This is a genomic window from Nonomuraea sp. NPDC003754 (assembly GCF_053605785.1).
In genome coordinates, this window is the sequence record NZ_JBSGJX010000026.1 from 63,118 (window position 1) to 77,172 (window position 14,055).

Here is a 14,055-nt window from a genome sequence, read left to right on the forward strand (position 1 = left end):
GACCACCCTCATGACTTCCACACCGAGTAGAAGCTCGGCCGGCCGACCGCCTCGAAGGCGACGCCGTGCACGTTGGGCGCGCCGCCGTACACCTGGGGCTCCTCGAACAGCGGGATCGCGTAGGCCTGCTCGACGAGGTAGCGCTGGATCTCGGCGACCTTCTTGTCACGCTCGCCCGGGACGGCCAGCGCCGACTCCTCCTCCAGGAGCCGGTCGAGCTGCTTGTCCTGGGACAGGATCACGTCGCGGTTCTCGCTGTGGAACTGGCTCTTGATGACGTCCTGGTCGGCGCGGCCCACCATGCTGTGGCTGACGGCCGTCTTCTCGGCGTTCTTGATGTCGACGGCGAGGGTGCCCGCGTCGCCGGGGCGCACCTCGAGCTTCACCCCGAGCTTGGCCCACTGCTGGGCGACGAGTTCGAGCGTCTGCTTCGACAGCGGCTGCGGCAGGGAGACGAAGACGCCGAGCTGGAGCTTCACGCCGTCCTTCTCGCGGACGCCGTCGGCGCCGCGCTTCCATCCGGCCGAGTCGAGCAGCGCGTTGGCGCCGTCGGGGTCGAAGGCGAGCTCCTTCGACAGGTCCACGTAGCCCTGCGCGAGGTGGCTGAGCACCGAGGTCGCCGCCGGGTAGCTGGGCGTGAACAGGGTGTCCACGACCTCCTTGACGTCGGTGCCCTTCTGCAGCGCCTTGCGGACCTTGAGGTCGCTCAGGATGCTGTTGGCGGGCCGCAGGTACAGGCCGTTGTTGACGCCTCTGGTCGGCTCGGCGTACAGGGTGAAGCCCGCGCTCTTGACCGTCTGCTCGTCGTAGGCCTGGACGTAGCGGACGAAGTCGGCCTGGCCGCTGGTGAGCGCGCCGACCCTGACGTTGTCCTCGGGCGTGACGATGATCTTGATCTCGTCGAGGTAGGCGCGGCCCTGGTGCTCGGACGACGCGGGTGCCCAGTTGTAGTCCTTGCGGGCCTTGAGGTCGATCTGCCTGTCCACGACCTGATGGGCGACGGTGAAGGGTCCCGAGCCGATGACGTTCTTCAGCTGGCACTGCTGCTCGTACGGCAGGCCGATGGTCTTCTTCGACACCAGCCCCGCCCCGATGACCGAGGTGCCCTGCAGGAAGCCGGGCGAGGGCTTGTCGAAGTGGAACCTCACCGTCCTGGCGTCGACGACCTCGCTGCGCGCGTAGTTGTTGACGAACTCGGCGGGCGGCAGCTTGAGCTTGGCGTCGCCCTTGCCGTACACGTCGAAGTTGGCGGCCACGGCGCTCGCGTCGAGCGGGCTGCCGTCGCTGAAGGTCACGCCGTCACGCAGGTGGAAGGTGTACTCGGTCGCGTCGTCGTTGATCTCCCACTTGGTGGCGATCCACGGCTCGATCTCGAGGGTCCTGGGGTTCTGCCAGGTCAGCTTGTCGGTGAGCTGGTTGAGCAGCCCGCCGTTCGGATAGAACCCGGCCGCCGGCAGGTAGAGGCAGCTCGGCGGCTGGTGCTCGAGATAGGTCAGCGTGCCGCCGTGGACCGGCCGCCCCGGCGCGGCCGCTGCCTTGGCCGTCGGCTCCGCGGTCCCGCCACAGCCCGCGAGGAGTCCCGTGACGGCGAGGAGCACTGCCGCTGTGACGCGTGTAGCCATGGGGAGATCGCCCTTCATTGCGGGGGTTCAGGTGAAAACCACCATAACCTACCGAAATTGTAGGTAAGGACCATGTCCACATGCTGATACGGCTTGCGCCCCCGCTTGAGACGCAAGCCGTATCGCCGCCCGGTTACCTCAGCCCGGCGTCCAGGGCGCCGGTGAGGACACCGGTGTCCCCCGACATCTCCCAGACCATGGCGCCGAGCAGGTTCCTGCTGCGCAGCCAGGCGGTCTTCCTGCCGATCGACCAGGCGTCGTCGAAGGACCACCACTGGCCGCCGTCGCCGGTGAAGCACGACGTGGCCACGGCCTGCTCGTCATGCCGCACCGTGCAGTTCGGCACACTCGCCACCAGGTTGGCGTAGCCGCGCGTGCCCGCCTCCTCGGCGAACTGGCCGGGCGCGGCACCGGTCGCCGACTGCCACTCCCCCGCCTTGCCGCCGTCGGCGACGCCCTGCCAGCCGCGCCCGTAGTAGGCCAGGCCGATGGTGAGCTTGCGCGGGTGCACCCCCGCCGCCAGGTAGACGTCGATCGCCTTCTCGACGCTGAAGTCGGGGTTGTAGGGGCTGTCGGTGTCGAGGTGGAGGTTGCCCTGGTGGCCGGTGCGGTTGGGCTCCCAGGAGTTGTCGCTGCCCGCGCCGTGGAAGTCGTAGCCCTGGACGTTGAAGATGTCCAGGTGCTTGGCGACCTGCGGCAGGTCCCAGCCCGCCGCGATCTTGGCGGGGTCGGCCGGGGTGAAGGCGGTCAGCTGGTAGCGCCGGCCGGTCTGCCTGGTCAGCTCGTCCAGCTGGCGGCGGAACTCGGCGATCAGCAGCGTGTTGTTGGCCTTGTCGTTCGGGCTGACGTGGTTGCCGGGGTGCCCTTCGGCGCCGGGCCACTCCCAGTCCAGGTCGATGCCGTCGAAGACGCCCGCCGCCGTGCCTGGCCCGCCCGCGCCGCCGGCGACGGGCAGATTGCCCTTGATGTAGATGTCGACGCACGAGCTGACGAACTTCCTGCGCGCGGCGTCGGTGGCGGCCACGTCGGAGAAGTACTTGGAGTAGGTCCAGCCGCCGAGCGAGATCAGCACCTTGAGGTGCGGGTGCTTGGCCTTGAGCTTCTTGAGCTGGTTGAAGTTGCCGCGCAGCTTCTCCCACCCGGTGTCGGCCACGCCGTCGACCGACTGCGCCGCGCTGAACGGCCTGCCGTAGTCGGCGTCGGCGTCACCCGCCCCGTCGCCCTGGTTCGGGTCCTGCGGGTTCTGCGTGGTGCCCTTGGTGACACCCTGCAGGCAGGTCAGGTTGACCGGGTCGATGTTGCCGAAGGCGTAGTTGATGTGGGTCAGCTTGGCCGCCGCGCCGCTGGTGTCGAGGTTGCGGACGAAGTACTGCCGGCCGTAGATGCCCCACTGGACGAAGTAGCCGACCCGGGCGTAGCCGCTCTCCACGATGTCGGCGGTGGTCACGGTGACCGGGACGCTGGCGGGCGAGAGGTTGTCGTACAGGTCGCGCGCCCTGACGGTGAAGGTGTACTCCGTCGAGGGCGACAGGCCGCCGACGGTGGCGGTCGTGCCGGTGACGCTGGTGGCCGGCGTGGTGCCGGTGTAGACGTCGTAGCCTGCCACGCCCTTGTCGTCGGTGGAGGCGGTCCAGGTGAGGGTGACGCTGGAGGAGGTCTTGCCGGTGCTGCGCGGGCTGCCGGGGGCGGTCGGCGGCTGCGTGTCGTCGGCCGGGTCGTTGGTCGTCACGGTCACCGGAGTGCCGGCCGCCGACAGCGTGCCCTTGCGGTCCTTGGCCTTGACGGTGAAGGTGTAGGCGGTGTTGGGCGTCAGACCGGTCACGGTCGCCGTGGTGCCGGTGACCTCGGTGCCGTTGGACAGCACGTAGCCGACGATGGGCAGGCTGCCCTGCCGGGCGGCGTCCCAGGCCAGCGAGACGGTCTTGGTGGTCTTGACCGTCACGCGCAGGTTGCCGGGGGCTCCCGGCGGCGCGTCGGGGGTGCCGTCGCAGTTCACGTCGTTGATCCGGCAAGAGGTGGGCTCGGCGCCTGCCGTACTGACGGTGAACGTCGGGCTGTAGGGCTCGGTCGTCGCGCCCGCGGCCACCGTGGTGTTGTAGTGGGCGGGCGTCAACGTGACCGTGCGGCCGTCCTGGGCGAGCGAGGCATGCTGGGCGTTGCTCGCGGTCACCCCCGCGGGCAGGTCGAAGACGATCGTCCAGCCGTTCAGCGCCGTGGTGGAGTTGTTGGCCACCACGAACTTCGCCGAGGTGCCGGTCACCGTGTAGGTGGCGCCGACGGGCGGCGGGGCGGGCGGCTCGGGGCCGCTGCCGTCGCAGTTGGCGCCGTTGATCGTGCACGAGGCCGGCTGGACGGCCGAGCTCAGTGTGAAGGCCGGGCTGTAGGGTTCGGTGTTCCTGCCCGCCTGGACGGTGTTGATGTAGAAGGCCGGGGTCAGCGTCACCCTGGTGCCGTTCTGCGTGAGGGTGGCGTGCTGCGGGTTGCTCGCGGTCACGCCCGGCGGCAGGTCGAAGACGATCGACCAGCCGGTGACGGCGGTGGTGCCGGGGTTGGCGACGACGAACTTCCCGGTGGTGCCCGACAGCCCGAAGGTGGCGGTCAGGCGCGCCGCGGCGCCTGCCGGAACGGCGCCGAGCGCGACGGCGATGAGGACGACGAGCAGCACGATCGGCGATCTGCGCATGCGAGGGGTCTTTCTTTTAAGAAAGTTTCCTAAGAGTTTGACCGATCGTAAGCCCGCCTCCGACCACCCGCAAGGCCCAAAGTTTGACCTTGACGTAACGGCAACGTGTGTAATGACCGCATGCGGATCGGAGAGCTCGCCTCCCTCGTGGGGGTGTCGACCAGGACCGTGCGCCACTACCACCATCTGGGGCTGCTGCCCGAACCCGAACGCCTGGCCAACGGCTACCGGGAGTACCGGCTGAGGGACGCCGTGCTCCTCTCGCGCATCAGGCAACTGGCCGCGCTCGGCATGTCGCTGGACGAGCTGCGCGACGTGCTGACCGACGACCAGGGCGAGGACCTGCGCGAGGTCCTCCAGGAGCTCGACGCCGACCTCGCGCGGCAGCAGGCGGCGATCACGGCCAGACGCGAACGGCTGGCCGTCCTGCTCGCCGAGACCGAGCTGCACCCCGACTCCGTCGCTCCGCCCGACATGACGGCGGTGCTGCGCGACCTCATCCCCGAGGAGTCGGCCTTCGCCAGGCTCGACCGCGAGCTGCTCACCCTGATGAGCAACGTGGCCGACCCCGCGGTCAGCGCCGAGTTCGTCGACCTGATCCAGCCGCTCACCGAACCCGCCGCGCTGCGACGCAGCCACGAGCTCTACCGGCGCCTCGACGAGCTGGCCGACGTCCCCCTCGACGACGGACGCCTGGTGGCGCTGGCCCGCGACCTGGCCGACCACCTGCCCGAGGGCCTGGTGCGGCCGATGCTCGAGCACGCGGAGCCCGACGGCACGACATGGCCGGACATGGTGCGGGACGGGATGACGCCCGCGCAGGTCGAAGTGTTCAGGCTGCTCATCGAGACGGTGAAGGGACGGGTGTGATGCTCCGGCTGGCCCGCGCGGCGCTCTACACCGCCATCCCCGCCGAGTTACTGCTCGCGGTCCTGCTCGTCTCGGGTGTCCCGCTGCCCACGCCGGTGATGGTGGCCACGGAGGCGGTCGTGGCAGGCGTCCTCGCGCTGGAGGCCGTGGCCGCCTACCGGCTCTACCGGACGGCGCGCGGCGCGGGGGCCGACCGGCGGGCGGCGCTGCGGGACACCGTCGACGCGCTGGTGCCCGTCAAGGTGCGCAAACTGCTGGAGTTCGAGCTGAACGGCATGGCCAGCCTGTTTCTGTGGGTCGCCAGGCGGCGCCACGGCGTGCCCACGGGAGCCAGGGCCGTGCCGTACTCGAAGGAGCAGTCGACGACTCTGATGATCATGCTCTTCGTGATGGTCGTCGAGACGGTCGGCATCGACCTGCTGCTGGCCGCGCTGGACGTGCCCACCGCGATACGCGTGACCGTGCTGGTGCTCGACCTGTACGGCATCCTGTTCGCGCTGGCCTTCGCCGCGGCGTGCGTCACCAGGCCGCACGTCGTGACCGACGAGGAGCTGCGCGTCCGCTTCGGCGCCTACTTCGACCTGCGGATCCCGCGCGAGCTGATCACCTCGGTACGGGTGTCGCGCAACTACAACGAGACCGGCATGATCCACGTCGCGGGCGGACGGCTCAGCGTCGCCGTCGGTTCCCAGACCAACGTCGTCGTCGAACTGGCCGCGCCGATCACCGTCACGAGGCCGCTCGGCGCCCGCGAGACCGTCACGAGCGTCCGCTTCTTCGCCGACACGCCCCACGCCCTCCGGCTGCAGGAGGCCTGAGGACCCGGCGACGCCGGCCGGCGCCCGCGCCGGCGCCGTCGGGCGCGGTCGCCGAGGTGCTCGGCCGGCCGGCGGCGGGCCTGCCGCGTGACCCGCGCCAAGCACCCGGCCTGCCCGCATGACCTGCGCCGCACGCCTGGCCTGCCCGCGTGACCCGCGCCAAGCGCCCGGCCTGCCCGCGTGACCTGCGCCGCGCGCCTGGCGGGCCTGCCCGTGACGTGCGCCGCGACGGCGCGCCTGGCGGGGGCGACCGGGCGGGCGTGAAGGAGACTGCTGTCATGAACGCGCACGAGATGGCTGCGGCGCCGGGGCGGGCGGAGCTCGCCGGCGCCGTGTACGGCTCGCTCCTGGCGGCCTCCGTGGTCGTCGGCTCCGCCACCGACCACCAGCCGGCCCCGGCGGAGGACCTGATCGTCCTGCTGATCTGCACGGGCATCGTGTTCTGGCTCGCGCACGTCTACGCCGAGGTCGTGGCCCACGTCAAGACCCTCACCTGGGCCAACCTGCGCAGGGTCGCCAGGGAGGAATGGCCGCTCGCGCAGGCCTCCTTCCCGCCGGCCACGGCCGCCGCCTTCGCCTCCACGTTCGGCATGTCCGACACGGTCGCGGCGTGGATGGCGCTGGGAGTGGCGGTGGCGAGCCAGGTCATCTGGGCCGTCGCGGCGGCGGTCACCATCCACTCCAGCAAGGCGGTGATCCTCTGGTCGGGAGTGGCCAACCTCCTGCTCGGACTGATCCTCGTCCTGCTCAAGACGCTCATCGCCGGCCACTGACACGGACGGCCGGCCACCAGGGAGCGGGAACGGACCCCGGGTCGGACACCAGGCAGGAACGAGACCCCGGCCAGGCGCCAGAGGGCAGGAACGGGACCCCGGCCAGGCGCCAGAGGGCAGGAACGAGACGCCGGTCAGGCGCCAGGGGGCAGGAACGGGACCTCCGGCGCCCCCTTGTCGATCAGCCGGACCAGGGCGTCCGTGTCGAGGTGTCGCTCGACCAGGTCGCCCAGCGCGTCGAGCCGCTCCTCCCGCAGCCGCGCGAACGACACGTCCGGCGCCGGGACGAAGTCACGGCCCGCCCGCTCCGCCACCTCCGCCAGGAACGCCCGCCTGAAGCCGTCGTTCTCCAGCGCGCCGTGCCAGGTCGTCCCCCACACCGCCCCCACCGTGCACCCGTCGAGGAACGGCTCGCCGCCCTCCACCGTGGCGACGCCGTGGTGGATCTCGTAGGCCGACACCGCATGGCCGTACGCCTGCCCCGTGGGCCTGGCCAGGCGCTTGTCCTCGCCGAACGTCACCCGGACAGGCAGCAACCCGAGCCCTCTCACCCGTCCCGCTCTCGACTCCACCTCGTCCACGATCTCCCGCGCGAGCATCTGGTAACCGCCGCAGATGCCCAGGATCGGCAGGCTCCTGGCCACCAGCGCGTCGGCCAGCCCCGTCGAACGCAGCCACGCCAGGTCGGAGACCGTCGCCTTCGATCCGGGCAGGACGACCAGGTCGGCGTCGTCGAGCTCGGCGGGCGTGGTGACGAACCTGACCAGCACGCCGGGCTCGCTCGCCAGCGCGTCGAGGTCGGTGAAGTTGGAGATGCGCGGCAGCCTCACCACGGCCACGCGCAGCGTCTGCCTGCCGTGTGGCCGCCCGCTCGCCGCCGGACGGCTGTCGAGCGCGAGGGAGTCCTCGACGTCCAGCCACAACCCGTCGAGCCAGGGCAGCACGCCGTACACCTGGCGGCCGGTCAGCGCGCGCAACGTGTCGAGCCCCGGCTGAAGCAGCTCGACCGCGCCCCTGAACTTGTTGGCCACGAAGCCGGACACGAGCGCCTGGTCCTCGGGCGACAGCAGCGCCACGGTGCCGTAGAAGGCGGCGAACACGCCGCCCCTGTCGATGTCGCCCACCACGACGACGGGCAGGTTCGCGGCCCTGGCCAGGCCCATGTTGGCGATGTCGCCGCGCCTGAGGTTGATCTCGGCGGGGCTGCCGGCGCCCTCGCAGACCACCACGTCGTAGGCCGCGCGCAGCCGCTCGAAGGACTCCAGCGCCCGCTGCCGGAGGAAGTCCTTGAGCGCGCCGTACTCCATCGCGTCGACGTCGGTCAGCGGCCTGCCCATGAGCACGACCTGGCTGCGGCGGTCGCTGCCGGGCTTCAGCAGGATCGGGTTCATGTCCGCGACGGGCTCCAGACCGGCCGCCTGGGCCTGCATGGCCTGCGCCCGGCCGATCTCCGCGCCGTCGGCGGTGACGAAGGAGTTCAGCGACATGTTCTGCGCCTTGAACGGCGCGACCCGCACGCCCTGCCTGGCCAGCCAGCGGCAGATGCCCGCCGTCACCACGCTCTTGCCCGCATCCGACGTGGTCCCCGCGACCAGCAGCGCACCCTTCACCAGGCCACCGTAGCGGCCCCGCGCGAACGCCCGTGCCGCCCCCCTTGGCACATGATGTGACATCCGCCACTGCGGGCTCCCTGGTCACCGGCGTGTACGCGCCCATCCCGCCCAGGGTGGTCGGGCGCGATCACGCTCATGGCGCGGGGGTTCTCCGAGCGCGACGCGGCCAGAGTGCTGGAACAAGCACGGCGACGGCCGCCGCGGTGAGGCCCACGGTCCTGGTCAGCCGCACCGCCCTGCGGATGTCCCGCACCTCCGGCTTCGGTCCGTCTCCCATCTCCGGGCGGTGCTCGACGCGGGAGCCGTACACGTTGGTGCCGCCCAGCGTCACCTCCAGCGCCCCGGCGAACGCGGCCTCGCACCTGCCCGCGTTCGGGCTGGGGTGCCGGTGGCCGTCCCTCAGCAGCACCCGCAGGGCCCGCCGCCGGTCAGGAGCGGCGAGTACGGCCAGCAGCCCGGTGATCCTGGCCGGGACGTAGTTGGCCACGTCGTCGAGCCTGGCGGCGGCCCAGCCGAACCGCTCGTACCGCGGCGAGCGGTGACCGACCATGGCGTCGAGCGTGTTGACGGCGCGGTAGGCGAGCAGGCCCGGCACACCCGCGACGGCGCCCCAGAACAGCGGCGCGACGACGGCGTCGGAGGTGTTCTCGGCCAGCGACTCGACGGTGGCCCTGGCCAGTTCCGGGGCCTCCAGGCCGCGCGGGTCCCGGCCGCACAGGTGCGGCAGGCGGGCCCTGGCGGCGGCGAGGTCGTCGGCTTCGAGCGCTTCGGCCATGTGGACGCCCTCGCGGGCGAGCGTGGTGCCGCCGAGAACCGCCCAGGTGGCGGCCGCCGTCAGCCCCGTCTCCACCAGCCACCGGCCCGCGCCCCCCGCCGGGCCGTCCACCGCGGCCCACCGCGCGGACGGGTGCGTCCCGCCCACGTCCGTCCCCCGGCTTCCGGACGGGCGCCTCCCGCCCGCGCGCGTCCCCCGGCCTCTGGACGGTCGCGACCGGCTGAGCGCGGCGCCCGCCCATCGCGTCAGCAGGCCCAGCCCCGCCGTGCTCCCCACACAGATCGCGACATGCGCCACCCCGTTGGGTCTGGCGTCGCCGTACAGCCGCTTCTCCAGCGCCGCGGCGGCCCGGCCGAACAGGGCGACAGGATGACCACGCCGCGGGTCACCCACGGCGGCGTCCACGAGAACCCCGAGCGCGATCCCCGCGGACCTAGACGAGATGTGCATGCACCTCATCTTCGTGGGTGTCGAGCCATGCCGCCGCCCGCCGGATGCGCTCGCCGGCGCCGTCCGCCCACATCCGCGCCCAGCCGCCGCCCTCGGCCGCACGTGTCCGCATCACCTCGTACGAGCGTCCGAACCGCAGCCGCGCCAGCGGGATCAGGCGCCGGCGCTCGCGGGGCGGCAGGCCGTACGCGTCGCAGAAGCGCCGCAGCCGTGCCCCCACGTCGGCCTGGCGCAGCAACGGATGCCGGTCGACCGGGTCGGCGATCGGCGCCCAGTGGCGCACCGTCGTGACCACGTCGAACAGCCTCGTCGTCGGCCGCGCGAGATCGAAGTCGATGAACGCTACGGGCCGGTCACCCCTGAAGATCACGTTGGCGGGGGTCAGGTCGCAGTGCCCGATCACCTCGGGAGCGGCGTCGTCGTTCGACCCGCCCTCCCAGCGGTGCCCGGCCAGCGGGAAGCCCGCCGTCGCGTCATGGAAGTCGCGCAGCAGCCGCGCCAGCCGCTCCAGCGCCCGGTCGCCGGCGTTCTCGGCGGTCAGGCCCGCCGTACCGGGAACGAAGGTGATGATCTCGCGGCCGGCGGCGTCGACCCCCTTCAACCGGGGCGCGCCCGCGAACCCGACCGCCTCCAGGTGGCGCAGCAGAGCGTGCACGGCGGGGCTGGACCGGCAGGTGGGCCTGCGGACCGTCTCGCCGATTCGCACCACTCCGTCCGTCACGTCCCCGCCCTGCAGCGGAATCTCGTGCAGGACCGTCGCGACCATGCCACGACACCTTAGCCCTTTATGTACGCCCCCCGCCTGGGGTTTTCGGACATTAACCGTGTCGTGACCCTCGACTCGCCCTTCACCACGTGAGTCAACGACCACAGGCCGTGAACCTCCCCCACGGCTCAGCCGTCCCCTCAGCAACTCGGGAAAGGAGCCCGCATGTCACTCCCCCTGACCGTCCTCCTCGCCGCGGCCACCACCCTCGGCCCCGCATCGGCGGCCCCCACGGTGCAGATCACCAAGGTCTACTACGACTCCCCCGGCGTCGACCGACGCAGCAACGCCTCGATCAACGGCGAGTACGTCACGATCCGCAACACCACCCGCAAGCCCATCGAACTGGCAGACTGGACCATCCACGACAAGACCGGCTACAGGTACACGTTCGCACCCGACGCCGCCCTGAACCCGGGCCAGCAACTCACCCTCCGCACCGAACAGGGCCGCGACACCGCGTCCACGTCGTACTGGGGGCGGCGCGCCCACGTCTGGAACAACGACAAGGACATCGCCTACCTGCGCGACCCGTCCGGCAGACTGATCGACTCGTGCTCGTACAACAGCGCACGGAGCGACTACCGGGACTGCAGGTAGGAGGCGGTATGCGCACGGCGTGGAGAATCGAGTACGTGCACACTCCCAGGATCATGCACAATTAGGCGGGAGCGCCCTTAGCTCAGCTGGATAGAGCACCGGACTTCTAATCCGACGGTCGCAGGTTCGAATCCTGCAGGGCGCGCTTTGATCATGGTGCTGACCTGCGGAAACATGTACCATGACAGTCGTACGGAACATAGTTCTGGGCTATCCGTGCTCCTACCGTGCTCCCCCGTACCAATCCTGTACACACCATGATCACCATGCCGTTCATCACCGCACTCACCACCCCTGCCACATGACGAACGGCCCCGTTCCGCCGCGATTCCAGCGGAACGAAGCCGTCATCTCCCCCGGCCCAGCCTCTCCCTCTCGCTACACGCGAAGCTGCCGCAGAACGCCTCGGCCTTCGTTGTCACCGAGCAACAGCGCCGCGGTCTTCTCCGCCGCCGCCATCGCCACCTGCGGGAAGACCGACGTGTAGGTGTCGGCAGTGAATGCGCTCGAGGTGTGTCCCAGCGTCTCCTGCACCACCTTGATCTCCACACCAGCAGCCAGCATCAACGACGCCGCCCCATGCCGGAGATCATGCAGCCGGATCGGCGGCAGTGTGCCTGCCGAAATCTCTATCCATCCAGGTCAAGCGGCATGTGCAGCAGGTGCAGGGTCTTGTCGATGCGGCCGTACTCGGCGAACGCTTGCCCGAGCGGGGTCGGGCGCCCGCCTCGGGCGAACATGCGCAGCAGGTCGTAGGCGCGCACCTGGTTGGTCACCAGCGATCCTGCGACCCGGGTCATGTCCGCCCACTGGGTGTGGATCTTCTGCCGGTTGATCTTGTTGCGGGCGATCGCTTCCAGCGGCCCGTATTTCGGTGTCGTGCCGTCGGGCAGGTCGGCGCGCGGGTCCAGCCTGACGATTTGACGAGGGTGCATTCGAGCGTGGGCATGGTGGGGCTCCAGCCGGCGGTTGGAGGTTGTGATGCGTCCGGGGGCGGCTGCCATCGTGCGCAGGCGGTTCTGGCCAGCCTGTTGCCGCCGTGCTCACCACCGTTCCCAGTGCAGGACCTCCTTGCGCGGGATGCGAGGAGCGGGCTTGAAGTCGGTACCGAGGGTGAAGGCCAGCGGGATGAACGCCGCCAGCATGACCTCCTCGTACGGCACGCCGAGCACCTTGGCCAGTTCGCGTTCGAGCGGTCCCTGTGCAGTGGTCCACACAGTGCCCAGGCCGCGCGCCCGGGCGGCCAGCATGAAACTCCACACGGCCGGAAGGATCGATCCCCACGCCCCCGCCTGCACGGCCACCGGGGCGTGGTCGGTGCGTCCCTCCACGCCCGGGATGACGAACACGGGCACCCGGTGGATGTTGTCGGCCAGGTGGCGCAGGCCGTCGAAGACCCGCTCGGTGGAGCCGGAATGGTAGTTCATCCGCCGCACGTCGCGTTCGGTCAGCGGCTGCCCGGTGGCCAGCGGCAGGGCGCGCAGGAAGATGTCGGCCACGGCCCGCCGCTGCTCGGCCTCGGTCACGACCATGAAGTGCCAGCGCTGCCGGTTTCGCCCGGTCGGTGCCTGCACAGCCAGGTCCACGCACTCCTCGATCAGCTCGCGCGGCACCGGGCGGGTGAGGTCCAGGCGCTTACGCACGGCGCGGGTCGTGCTCAGCAGCTCGTCGGGGGTGAAATCCAGCGTCACGATGTGTCTCCTTCAGGCGACGGGGGCGGGTATGGGTGCGGGGCGGCGGAGGCGCAGGCCGAAGGCGACGACGAAGGCGCCGAGCAGGGAGAAGCCGCCCGCCATCAGGAAGGCGATCCGGTATCCGGCCAGCGTGGAGCCGCCCAGCGCCATCACCGCCGCCAGCACCGCCACGCCGATTCCGGCGCCGATCTGGACGGCGGAGGCGACCAGTCCCGAGGCCAACCCCTGCCGCTCGTCGGGCAGACCAGAGACGGCGGCGATGTTGAGACTCGGGAAGGACAGCCCGTTGCCGATGCCGTGCACGACCAGCGCGGGCAGCAGCACCGTGACGTAGTCGCCCGCGGCCCCGGCCCGTAGGAACAGCAGGATGCCCGCGCCCTGGACCAGCATCCCGGCGGCGGCCACCCGCCCCAAGCCGTATCGGCTGATCAGCCCGCCGGCCAGGTTGGCGGCGATGACGATGGCCAGGCCCATCGGGACGATCCCGAGCCCGGTGGCCAGCGCGGTGTAGCCGAGCACCTGCTGCAGATACAGGACGGCGACGAACTGCCAGCCGATCGTCGCGCACGCCCAGGCCAGCGCCGCGAGATTGGCGGCGCCCACGGTGCCGGACCTGAACACCTCCAGCGGGACGAGCGGCGCGGACCGTCGGCGCTCGATGAGGACGAAGGCGCCCAGCAGCAGCACGGCTACGACACCGGCCGTCCAGTTCCGCTCCGTCAGCGCGAACACCGCCATCAGCACGCCGCCGGTGACCGCGATCGCGCCGGCGGCGTCGAACCGCTCGTGCGCCCCGGGCGGCCGAACACCGTGTGGCAGCACCAGTGGCGCTGCGGCCAGCACGAGCAGGGCAATCGGGACCGGTAGGAAGAACACGAGCCGCCAGCTGATCTCAGTGAGCAGGCCGGAGGCGATCAGCCCTGCGGTATATCCGGTCGCCCCGGCCAGTGAGTAGACCCCCAGCGCCCGGTTGCGCTGCGGTCCCTCGGCGAAGGTGATGGTGATGAGCGACAACGCCGCCGGGGCGGTGAGCGCGGCCGCCACTCCCTTGATCACCCGGGTGGCCACCAGCGGCCATCCGGCCGACAGCAGCCCACCGGCCAGGCTCGCCGCCGCGAACACCGTCAGCGACAGCAGGAACACCCGGCGGCGGCCGAACAGGTCGGCGATGCGGCCGCCGAGCAGCAGGAAGCCGCCGTAGGCGACCGCGTAGCCGGACATCATCCACTGCAGGGTGCTCTCCGACAGTGACAGATCACGCCCGATGGCGGGCAGGGCCACGCCCATCAACGACAGGTCCATCGAGTCCAGGAACACCGCGGCGCACAGCAACACCAGGGCCGCCTGTTGGCGGCGGTTGGTTCGGGTCACGATCACTCCCCATCTGCAAG

The 14,055-nt window shown here is 71.0% G+C and carries 11 protein-coding genes, 1 tRNA gene and 2 pseudogenes; 5 read left to right on the forward strand and 9 right to left on the reverse strand.

All coding sequences use genetic code 11. From position 1 onward, the window contains the following. Positions 1-8 precede the first annotated feature (8 nt). Together ACWEVS_RS28735 and ACWEVS_RS28740 are read right to left on the reverse strand one after the other, a co-directional pair. On the reverse strand, positions 9-1,622 hold the full coding sequence (locus ACWEVS_RS28735; RefSeq protein ID WP_452554091.1) for a TIGR04028 family ABC transporter substrate-binding protein: 1,614 nt from the start codon (positions 1,620-1,622) through the stop codon (positions 9-11). Between the two features lie 133 nt (positions 1,623-1,755). Further along, entirely contained in the window at positions 1,756-4,305 is a 2,550-nt protein-coding gene (locus tag ACWEVS_RS28740; protein WP_452554092.1) for a glycosyl hydrolase family 18 protein, read from the reverse strand. Positions 4,306-4,425: 120 nt separating this feature from the next. Between ACWEVS_RS28740 and ACWEVS_RS28745 the strand changes: the two genes are divergently transcribed. From ACWEVS_RS28745 to ACWEVS_RS28755, 3 genes are all read left to right on the forward strand, one after another. Beyond that, positions 4,426-5,175 carry a MerR family transcriptional regulator gene (locus tag ACWEVS_RS28745; RefSeq protein WP_452554093.1) on the forward strand — a complete coding sequence of 250 codons (750 nt, stop codon included), beginning with the start codon at positions 4,426-4,428 and terminating at the stop codon, positions 5,173-5,175. Continuing rightward, on the forward strand, positions 5,175-5,993 hold the full coding sequence (locus ACWEVS_RS28750; RefSeq protein ID WP_452554094.1) for a hypothetical protein: 819 nt from the start codon (positions 5,175-5,177) through the stop codon (positions 5,991-5,993). Before ACWEVS_RS28745 ends, ACWEVS_RS28750 begins: the two co-directional genes overlap by 1 nt. 278 nt (positions 5,994-6,271) lie before the next feature. Then, complete coding sequence (locus ACWEVS_RS28755) at positions 6,272-6,766, forward strand: hypothetical protein (protein WP_354915169.1); 495 nt, start codon at positions 6,272-6,274, stop codon at positions 6,764-6,766. A 134-nt stretch (positions 6,767-6,900) separates the two neighbouring features. On the opposite strand, the gene ACWEVS_RS28760 is transcribed toward ACWEVS_RS28755, so the two are convergent. The 3 genes from ACWEVS_RS28760 to ACWEVS_RS28770 form a co-directional block, all read right to left on the reverse strand. After that, a complete protein-coding gene (locus ACWEVS_RS28760) occupies positions 6,901-8,376 on the reverse strand; it encodes a cobyric acid synthase (protein WP_452554095.1) in 1,476 nt (491 codons plus the stop codon). A gap of 136 nt (positions 8,377-8,512) precedes the next feature. Beyond that, on the reverse strand, positions 8,513-9,604 hold the full coding sequence (locus ACWEVS_RS28765) for a cobalamin biosynthesis protein (RefSeq protein ID WP_452554096.1): 1,092 nt from the start codon (positions 9,602-9,604) through the stop codon (positions 8,513-8,515). Then, positions 9,588-10,370 (reverse strand): phosphotransferase enzyme family protein, encoded by a 783-nt coding sequence (locus ACWEVS_RS28770; RefSeq protein ID WP_449919391.1) that lies wholly within the window; start codon positions 10,368-10,370, stop codon positions 9,588-9,590. The genes ACWEVS_RS28765 and ACWEVS_RS28770 overlap by 17 nt, the downstream gene beginning before the upstream one ends. Before the next feature lie 165 nt (positions 10,371-10,535). Here ACWEVS_RS28770 and ACWEVS_RS28775 point away from each other — a divergent pair, with 165 nt between their 5' ends. Both ACWEVS_RS28775 and ACWEVS_RS28780 read left to right on the forward strand, forming a co-directional pair. Then, complete coding sequence (locus tag ACWEVS_RS28775; protein ID WP_452554097.1) at positions 10,536-10,970, forward strand: lamin tail domain-containing protein; 435 nt, start codon at positions 10,536-10,538, stop codon at positions 10,968-10,970. A 71-nt stretch (positions 10,971-11,041) separates the two neighbouring features. Continuing rightward, positions 11,042-11,115 (forward strand) — tRNA-Arg (locus ACWEVS_RS28780). Positions 11,116-11,348: 233 nt separating this feature from the next. On the opposite strand, the pseudogene ACWEVS_RS28785 reads toward ACWEVS_RS28780, so the two are convergent. From ACWEVS_RS28785 to ACWEVS_RS28800, 4 genes and pseudogenes are all read right to left on the reverse strand, one after another. Beyond that, positions 11,349-11,591 (reverse strand): annotated as a pseudogene (locus ACWEVS_RS28785) (tyrosine-type recombinase/integrase); the annotation flags it as partial. 35 nt (positions 11,592-11,626) lie between these two features. Next, a pseudogene (locus tag ACWEVS_RS28790) lies at positions 11,627-11,872 on the reverse strand (Tn3 family transposase); the annotation flags it as partial. A 141-nt stretch (positions 11,873-12,013) separates the two neighbouring features. Continuing rightward, complete coding sequence (locus tag ACWEVS_RS28795) at positions 12,014-12,661, reverse strand: nitroreductase family protein (protein WP_449919387.1); 648 nt, start codon at positions 12,659-12,661, stop codon at positions 12,014-12,016. Between the two features lie 12 nt (positions 12,662-12,673). Beyond that, positions 12,674-14,035: an MFS transporter gene (locus ACWEVS_RS28800; protein ID WP_452554098.1), complete on the reverse strand. Its 1,362-nt coding sequence runs from the start codon at positions 14,033-14,035 to the stop codon at positions 12,674-12,676. Between the last annotated feature and the right edge of the window lie 20 nt (positions 14,036-14,055).

Bases quoted from the DNA above. Each gene is read 5' to 3' on its own strand.
- ACWEVS_RS28745 (WP_452554093.1), top strand. From the start codon at position 4,426: ATGCGGATCGGAGAGCTCGCCTCCCTCGTGGGGGTGTCGACCAGGACC.
- ACWEVS_RS28740 (WP_452554092.1), bottom strand. From the start codon at position 4,305: ATGCGCAGATCGCCGATCGTGCTGCTCGTCGTCCTCATCGCCGTCGCG.
- ACWEVS_RS28750 (WP_452554094.1), top strand. From the start codon at position 5,175: ATGCTCCGGCTGGCCCGCGCGGCGCTCTACACCGCCATCCCCGCCGAG.
- ACWEVS_RS28765 (WP_452554096.1), bottom strand. From the start codon at position 9,604: ATGCACATCTCGTCTAGGTCCGCGGGGATCGCGCTCGGGGTTCTCGTG.
- ACWEVS_RS28775 (WP_452554097.1), top strand. From the start codon at position 10,536: ATGTCACTCCCCCTGACCGTCCTCCTCGCCGCGGCCACCACCCTCGGC.
- ACWEVS_RS28735 (WP_452554091.1), bottom strand. From the start codon at position 1,622: ATGGCTACACGCGTCACAGCGGCAGTGCTCCTCGCCGTCACGGGACTC.
- ACWEVS_RS28755 (WP_354915169.1), top strand. From the start codon at position 6,272: ATGAACGCGCACGAGATGGCTGCGGCGCCGGGGCGGGCGGAGCTCGCC.
- ACWEVS_RS28770 (WP_449919391.1), bottom strand. From the start codon at position 10,370: ATGGTCGCGACGGTCCTGCACGAGATTCCGCTGCAGGGCGGGGACGTG.